Genomic DNA, 6,387 nt, shown 5'->3' on the forward strand with positions numbered 1-6,387 from the left:
TCACAACACTATGGCGATTGTCACTACAATCAATCCATTCAAAGCCGTCCTGGTCAAAATCCTGAGTATAAAGCGCCGGTTCCCTGCGATAGAGATAATTCAGGTCACTAATCAACTGCTTTAAATTTTTATGGGGTTGATATTGCAACAAATCCCATTCCAAATCCCCCCAGACATTCCACTCACTCCACTGACCGAACTCCATACTCATGAATAGAGTTTTCTTACCTGGGTGAGCAAACATATAAGCATACAGACAGCGGAGATTAGCAAACTTGAGCCACTCATCCCCAGGAATTTTCCCAAGCATATTACTCTTGCCATGAACCACCTCATCGTGAGATAGGGCAAGCATATAATTCTCAGCATGGTTGTACCACATGCTGAAGGTAACATTATTCTGGTGGAACTGGCGAAACCAGGGATCCATGCTGAAGTAGTCTACTATATCATGCATCCAGCCCATATTCCACTTCAGATTAAATCCCAAACCTCCTAAATAATTTGGCCAAGACACCATCGGCCAATCCGTTGACTCTTCCGCAATGGAGAGAACACCAGGATAATAACCAAAAATCACCTGATGAGTTTGCCTGAGGAAATCCACCGCTTCCAGATTTTCCCGACCCCCATACTGATTTGGTATCCATTCTCCATCCCCACGTAAATAGTCCAGATAGAGCATAGATGCTACGGCATCCACCCGCATGCCATCAATGTGGTACTTATCAAACCAAAACAAAGCGTTAGCTACCAGAAAATTCCGCACTTCGTTACGGCTATAGTTAAAGACTAAGGTTCCCCACTCCTGATGTTCACCTTTACGGGGATCGGCGTATTCATAGAGATGAGTACCATCAAAGAAAGCCAAACCATGAGCATCTTTGGGAAAATGACCGGGTACCCAATCCAAAATTACCCCAATCCCATTTTGGTGGCACTGGTCGATAAAATACATCAAGTCTTGTGGGTTACCATAGCGCGAGGTACAGGCATAGTAACCGGTAACCTGATAGCCCCAAGAGCCATCAAAGGGATGCTCCGCCAGGGGCAAGATTTCGATATGGGTGAAGCCCAATTGCTTGATATAAGGAATTAATTTTTGGGCTAGTTCTCGGTAAGTCAGGAAACGGGCTCCTGGTTTGAGGTCTGAAACGGTTACCACGGTTAGGGTTTCACCATTTGCTCCCTGAGGAATTTCACCTGAAGAACCATGAAGCCAAGAGCCCAGATGTAGCTCATAGACAGAAATCGGTTGCCTCAAGGGGTCAGTGTGACGCCGATGCTCCATCCAGTGGTGATCATGCCACTGATAGTCATCCAAGTTGGTAACAATCGAAGCAGTTTTCGGTCTGACCTCTTGTTGGAAACCATAGGGGTCAGATTTCTCGTAGATATGACCTTCGGAATTTTTAATCTCGTACTTGTAGGATTCTCCCACTCCCAGTTCAGGAATAAAGAGTTCCCAGATACCGGTGGTTCCTTTGCGCATCTGATGTTGACGCCCATCCCAATGATTAAAATCCCCGATCACTGAAACATTACGAGCATTAGGTGCCCAAACGGCAAAATAGACTCCCTCAACCCGATCAATTTCTGTAGGATGAGCCCCCAGTTTCTCGTAGATGCGGTGATGATTCCCTTCTGCAAATAGGTGCAAATCAAACTCGGTTAGTTTGGCAGAACGGAAGTGATAGGGGTCATAGCTAACCCATTCGCGTCCGCCTTTTTTAATGCGCAGTTGGTAATTAGCCAGCCGAGGTGTTTCAATTTCCACCTCAAAGAAGTGAGGATGGTGTACCGATTGCATTGGGTAAGACTTCCTTTCCGTTGGCAGAACTACCCATGCTGCTTCTGCATTTGGTAGATAAGCCCGCACCACCCAACTCACCTTACCATCCTGCTCAAATTTATGGGAACCAAGCACCTCAAAGGGGTTATGATGTTGGTTTCCTACGATCTGGTCAATTTGTTCGGGATTAATTCTTGAATACATTCAGGGTAAACAGGCTCAGGGGGTGACAACAAGGCATTAAACTAAACAGGGTGTAGGGTGTGGGGGGTAGGGGGTGGGGAAAATAGAAGCGATGCAGCTTCGGAACAGGGGAGCCAGTGCCGACCTGCGGGGGTTTCCCCCACTCGCGCTTTGCATGGCTGACAGGGAATTTGGAGTGAGCCGGTGGGATAACAATCGCTCCCAAACCTGATTTAACCGTCCCGTCGCAACTCCGCCAGCTCCTGATCTTCCCCTCCTGGGAGGGGTTAGGGGTGGGTTACCCTACACCCATCACCCCACACCCCACACCCCGTAAAGCTTTTAAGGCAGTTTGTCACCCCGTCGGGTAAACAGGTCTGGGAGTATCACCGTTAGAACGGAAGGATTGTCCGAAACAAATCGCTCAGTTGCAACAGAAAAATCAATTCTCGAATCTGGGGGTCAAGGCCAGGGCTGGTTGAGCGTTGTGCTATGGCATCTTGCAGTTGGGCGTATTCAGCGGGATTCATTGGCTTGCCATCAAGAGGCGATCGCGCTTCAATAATAATCTCAGTTCTCAACACCTCTTCTGGTAGATCTTCCGGAGGTGGTAAACACCAACCTGGTCTAGCTATAAGTATAGCGATAGTTAATTCTAGGCCAATTCCTAACAATTTCAACAATTTAGCCATCACCAACAAGATTGATTACTTCAATTGAGTCGTTAATCAAATCCTATGTGACGTACTCCCGACGTTGCCCTAACGGGACAACGCGGGCTTCTTGCCAACACCAGGTATCCCTTCGGTTACTCGGCAAGCTTTACTGCTGACGGGACGCCCCACCGCCAAATTCAATATGTTTATTGCCGCATTCACATCACGATCCGCTGTAAACCCACAGTGAGGACAAGAATGGATGCGGTCTTTTAATTTTTTAGGGACTTTCGTTCCACAATTGGAACAGTTTTGGCTGGTATTTCTGGGATTCACTGCCTTCGTGATTAGTCCAGCATTTAAGGCTTTGACTGATAAGATAGACAGAAATTGACCCCAACCAGCATCTAATATAGATTTAGCTAATTTAGTTTTCGCTAAACCTTTAATGTTCAACTTTTCATGAGCTACTAAATCATGATTGTTTAGTAATCCCTTTGCTGTTTTAAAATGAAAGTCTTTCCGAGTGTCAGCAACTCTTTTATGGGCTTTGCCTAATTTGCTAACAGCCTTTTTCCTGTTGTTACTACCTTTTTTAGACCGACTAACAACTTTTTGGATCTTCTTTAGCCGTTTTTGAGCCTTTCGATAGTATTGGGGTATTGGTACCTCTGAACCATCAGACTTAACAAGAAAAGACTTGAGACCCATATCTATCCCAATGGGATTTTCAACGCTATCTACTGGGATAACCTCTGGAACACTATCATCTTGGATTGACAACGTAACATAGTAGCCATCAGCCTTTCGGGTTATGGTAGCTGTTTTGATTTTGAATCCTTCTGGGATAGGTCGGTGATAAATTATCTTGACTTTGCCAAATTTTGGAAGAGTCAAGATGTTGCCATTTATAGGATTCTTGGATAGAGAAGGAAAAGTAAACGACTTGTATCTATTTTTACTTTTAAATCGAGGTCTTCCGCTCTTTTTCCCATTACTATCTCCCTTAAGAAACCGCTTAAAAGCCAGATCTACTCTCTTTACGCAATCCTGTAATACGTGAGCGTGAATATAACTATACCAAGGTCTATCTTTCTTTAGCTGAGGTAGAGTTTTCTTCTGGGAAAAGTAGTCAGGGTTATTTCTTAGATCTGGTAAATGACAAACAAGGGGACAAGAATTAATAGGACAGCGATTCTGCTCAAACCAATTAAACCTGTCTGCCAACAAATAGTTGTACTGATGACGCAACATGTCCAGCCATTTCTCTACTTTTGCAATTTGCGACTTTGCTAGTCTTAATCGGTATTGATATGCATATCTCATTTTTGTCCTCTTGCTTATCGACCTATTGTTAGTCTAACATTTGGGGATCCATATGACAATCCAAAATACCGAAAAGATGAAAGATAAAAAGTTGATAGTCAGAGTAACTGAATTTGAAAAACGACAATTAAAACAGGAGGCCGATAAGAGAGGGATGACACCCTCTGAGTTGATTAGAAGCTTGATAGCTCGTTTCCCTATCCCCCAGGATTCCTAATTGGTGACTCCGTTTCACTCCATCACCGGGCTATCCTTCCTAGAGACGAAACCTGATTGTTAGTGGAGCCTTGTCTTGATGCAGTCGCTCATGGGGGAAACCCCCAAGACCGCGCAAATCACGCTAATCATAAAGTTTTCACCAAAGGTGCGCTTTCCTTGTCTTGATGCAAAGCGCGAGTGGGGGGAACCCCCAAGACCGCGCTGCATCGCTAGGCGAATTAAATTCGCCACGGGTCGCACCTCTTTTATGCATAACCGACCAACCATAAAGGCGACCCTATCCTTACGGTAACTTTGAGACGCTGACCAAGCACGGGTACAGCGCGGGGCTGCCGCCCTAAAGCTCAACCGATTCAGCACTGCCTGTGGCGTCTGGATTAATCAGTGTGGCTGTGTGATTGATTTACAGGAATAATTTCTATTGATGGGATTGGTTTTTTGCTCTAACCTTAGGGTGATAGCTAGGGTTATTGGTGCGCTCAGGAGTTTTTTTCTGATTTTTACTACTAATTTCTAGGCTATCACAAATCCTCGTCTGTCCCTAACTCACGATTCCTCCTGAATCTGAGCTGATGCTAAGATAGGTGCGTTCTAGCATCATCTTTTTAGCTAGTAATAACTGCTACCAAGTTAATCCTGGTCAGTAGCGCTTCTTGAGTTAGCTGACTAGCCTAAGACCTCTGAAGTCTCGGCCACCAGATTGTTTTCCTGCCCTGATTAAACGTTACCGGTTTCCCATAGGTTTTTCCAACAACTAAGGAGTTTTTTATGAATGCTGTTCCTCGCTCTGCTCGTAGTCAAAGAAATCGGTCTCAGCAATCATTGGCTATTTCAAAAGACCAACGTTCTAGGATAGCACGACCACCAACAGATACTATGATGTCACCGAAAAACCCTAAGCCAAAGGTTGAAAATGTGAGTGTTTTGCAGCAGCAAACACCAATTTTTTTGAAAGCCTTACTATTTTTAAAACTGGGATCAGATATAGTAACATTTACACTAATTGCTACTGCTGTCACCGTTTATTCCTGGACAGTTTACAGCCAGCAACAATGGACCCAAGAGTATCGTAAGCTAGAGGAGCTGCAAAGAGATGAGCGCAATATGACAGCAACAACGGAAGTGATCAAAGATCAACTCGCTCAACAGGCTGAAAATCCAGCTACAGGGCTGGTTACTCCCAATCCAAGTAATACAATTTTTCTCAAACGAGCTCCTGAACGTCCTCAGCGCCAGCCATTTACCGCTTTCACGAAACCTCCTGAGCCAAAACCCAAGAAAATCACACCCCTGGGTTACTAGTTTTTGGCCTAGGTATAGGGCGAATGAGGGTAGGTAAAACTCTGTTTAGCTATATTTAGTTAAGTAGATCTTTATAAGTATATTTATTGAAATACATTTAATTAAGTGTGTCTGTTTAAGTATATTTATTTAGGTATATTTGTTAAAAATGATAGTCAGGTAAAACCTTATGAAGCCCGGTAAGTCACTGGGAAACAACCGTTTGAGACTGCTAATGATATGGGTAATAATGATGGCAGGCGGCAGTGGGCTGTTGCTAAATTTATACCGTTTGCAAGTTTCAGAGGGATCGTCCCTAGAGGAAAAAGCACGGCGGCAGCAAATGGTCTATATGCGGCCCTTTGTACCTCGCCGTCCTATTGTTGACCGCAAGGGGAATGTTTTAGCCATCGACCGACCTGTCTATACCTTATATGCTCACCCGAAGTTGTTCAAAAAATCCTTACAGGAAATTGCTGCTTTGCTGGCTCCGATGATCAAAAAAACACCAACAGATTTGGAGGAGCAGTTCGGTAAACGTAAGAGTGGTATTCGCTTGGGCAATACGATCCCAGAAGCGATCGCAGACCAAATTTCTCGGTTGAACTTAGATGGTTTAGAGTTGATTCGACAATACTCCCGCTTTTATCCCCAAAATGAATTGGCATCAGATGTGGTGGGTTATGTAAACATTTTCGATCATCTGGGTCAAGCCGGTCTAGAATACACCCAAGAAAAGTTCCTAGAACGGGAGATAAAAAACATCCGACTGAGCCGTGCTGGCAATGGAGCCTTGATGCCAGGTCATGTGCCAGAAGGATTTATGCACCTTGATGACCTGCGGCTACAAATAACTATCGATAGTCGCCTGCAACGAGCAGCTCGCTCTGCCCTGAAGGAAACCATCAAGAAGTTTAATGCAGAGCGTGG

General features: G+C 44.7%; 6 protein-coding genes and 1 pseudogene. 4 read left to right on the top strand and 3 right to left on the bottom strand.

Annotation, left to right across the window (positions count from 1 at the left end; all coding sequences use genetic code 11):
* The 3 genes from glgB to F6J99_RS39755 all read right to left on the bottom strand — a co-directional run.
* Positions 1–1,996 (bottom strand): 1,4-alpha-glucan branching protein GlgB (gene glgB, locus F6J99_RS39745; protein WP_293121664.1); only part of this gene is annotated, 1,996 nt, incomplete at its 3' end.
* 371 nt (positions 1,997–2,367) lie between these two features.
* Complete coding sequence (locus F6J99_RS39750; protein WP_293121666.1) at positions 2,368–2,655, bottom strand: hypothetical protein; 288 nt, start codon at positions 2,653–2,655, stop codon at positions 2,368–2,370.
* A gap of 81 nt (positions 2,656–2,736) precedes the next feature.
* Entirely contained in the window at positions 2,737–3,957 is a 1,221-nt protein-coding gene (locus tag F6J99_RS39755; RefSeq protein ID WP_070395616.1) for an RNA-guided endonuclease TnpB family protein, read from the bottom strand.
* 52 nt (positions 3,958–4,009) lie between these two features.
* Between F6J99_RS39755 and F6J99_RS39760 the strand changes: the two genes are divergently transcribed.
* The 4 genes and pseudogenes from F6J99_RS39760 to F6J99_RS39775 all read left to right on the top strand — a co-directional run.
* Complete coding sequence (locus tag F6J99_RS39760; RefSeq protein WP_229424105.1) at positions 4,010–4,174, top strand: CopG family transcriptional regulator; 165 nt, start codon at positions 4,010–4,012, stop codon at positions 4,172–4,174.
* A gap of 90 nt (positions 4,175–4,264) precedes the next feature.
* Complete coding sequence (locus F6J99_RS39765) at positions 4,265–4,468, top strand: hypothetical protein (RefSeq protein WP_293121669.1); 204 nt, start codon at positions 4,265–4,267, stop codon at positions 4,466–4,468.
* 476 nt (positions 4,469–4,944) lie between these two features.
* The gene (locus F6J99_RS39770; protein ID WP_075904257.1) at positions 4,945–5,478 is read left to right on the top strand and encodes a hypothetical protein; all 534 of its coding nucleotides are present in this window, start codon (positions 4,945–4,947) and stop codon (positions 5,476–5,478) included.
* A gap of 214 nt (positions 5,479–5,692) precedes the next feature.
* Positions 5,693–6,387 (top strand): annotated as a pseudogene (locus F6J99_RS39775) (penicillin-binding protein 2); the annotation flags it as partial.

It is taken from the genome of Moorena sp. SIO4G3, assembly GCF_010692305.1.
GTDB classification, from domain to species: Bacteria; Cyanobacteriota; Cyanobacteriia; order Cyanobacteriales; family Coleofasciculaceae; genus Moorena; species Moorena producens_A.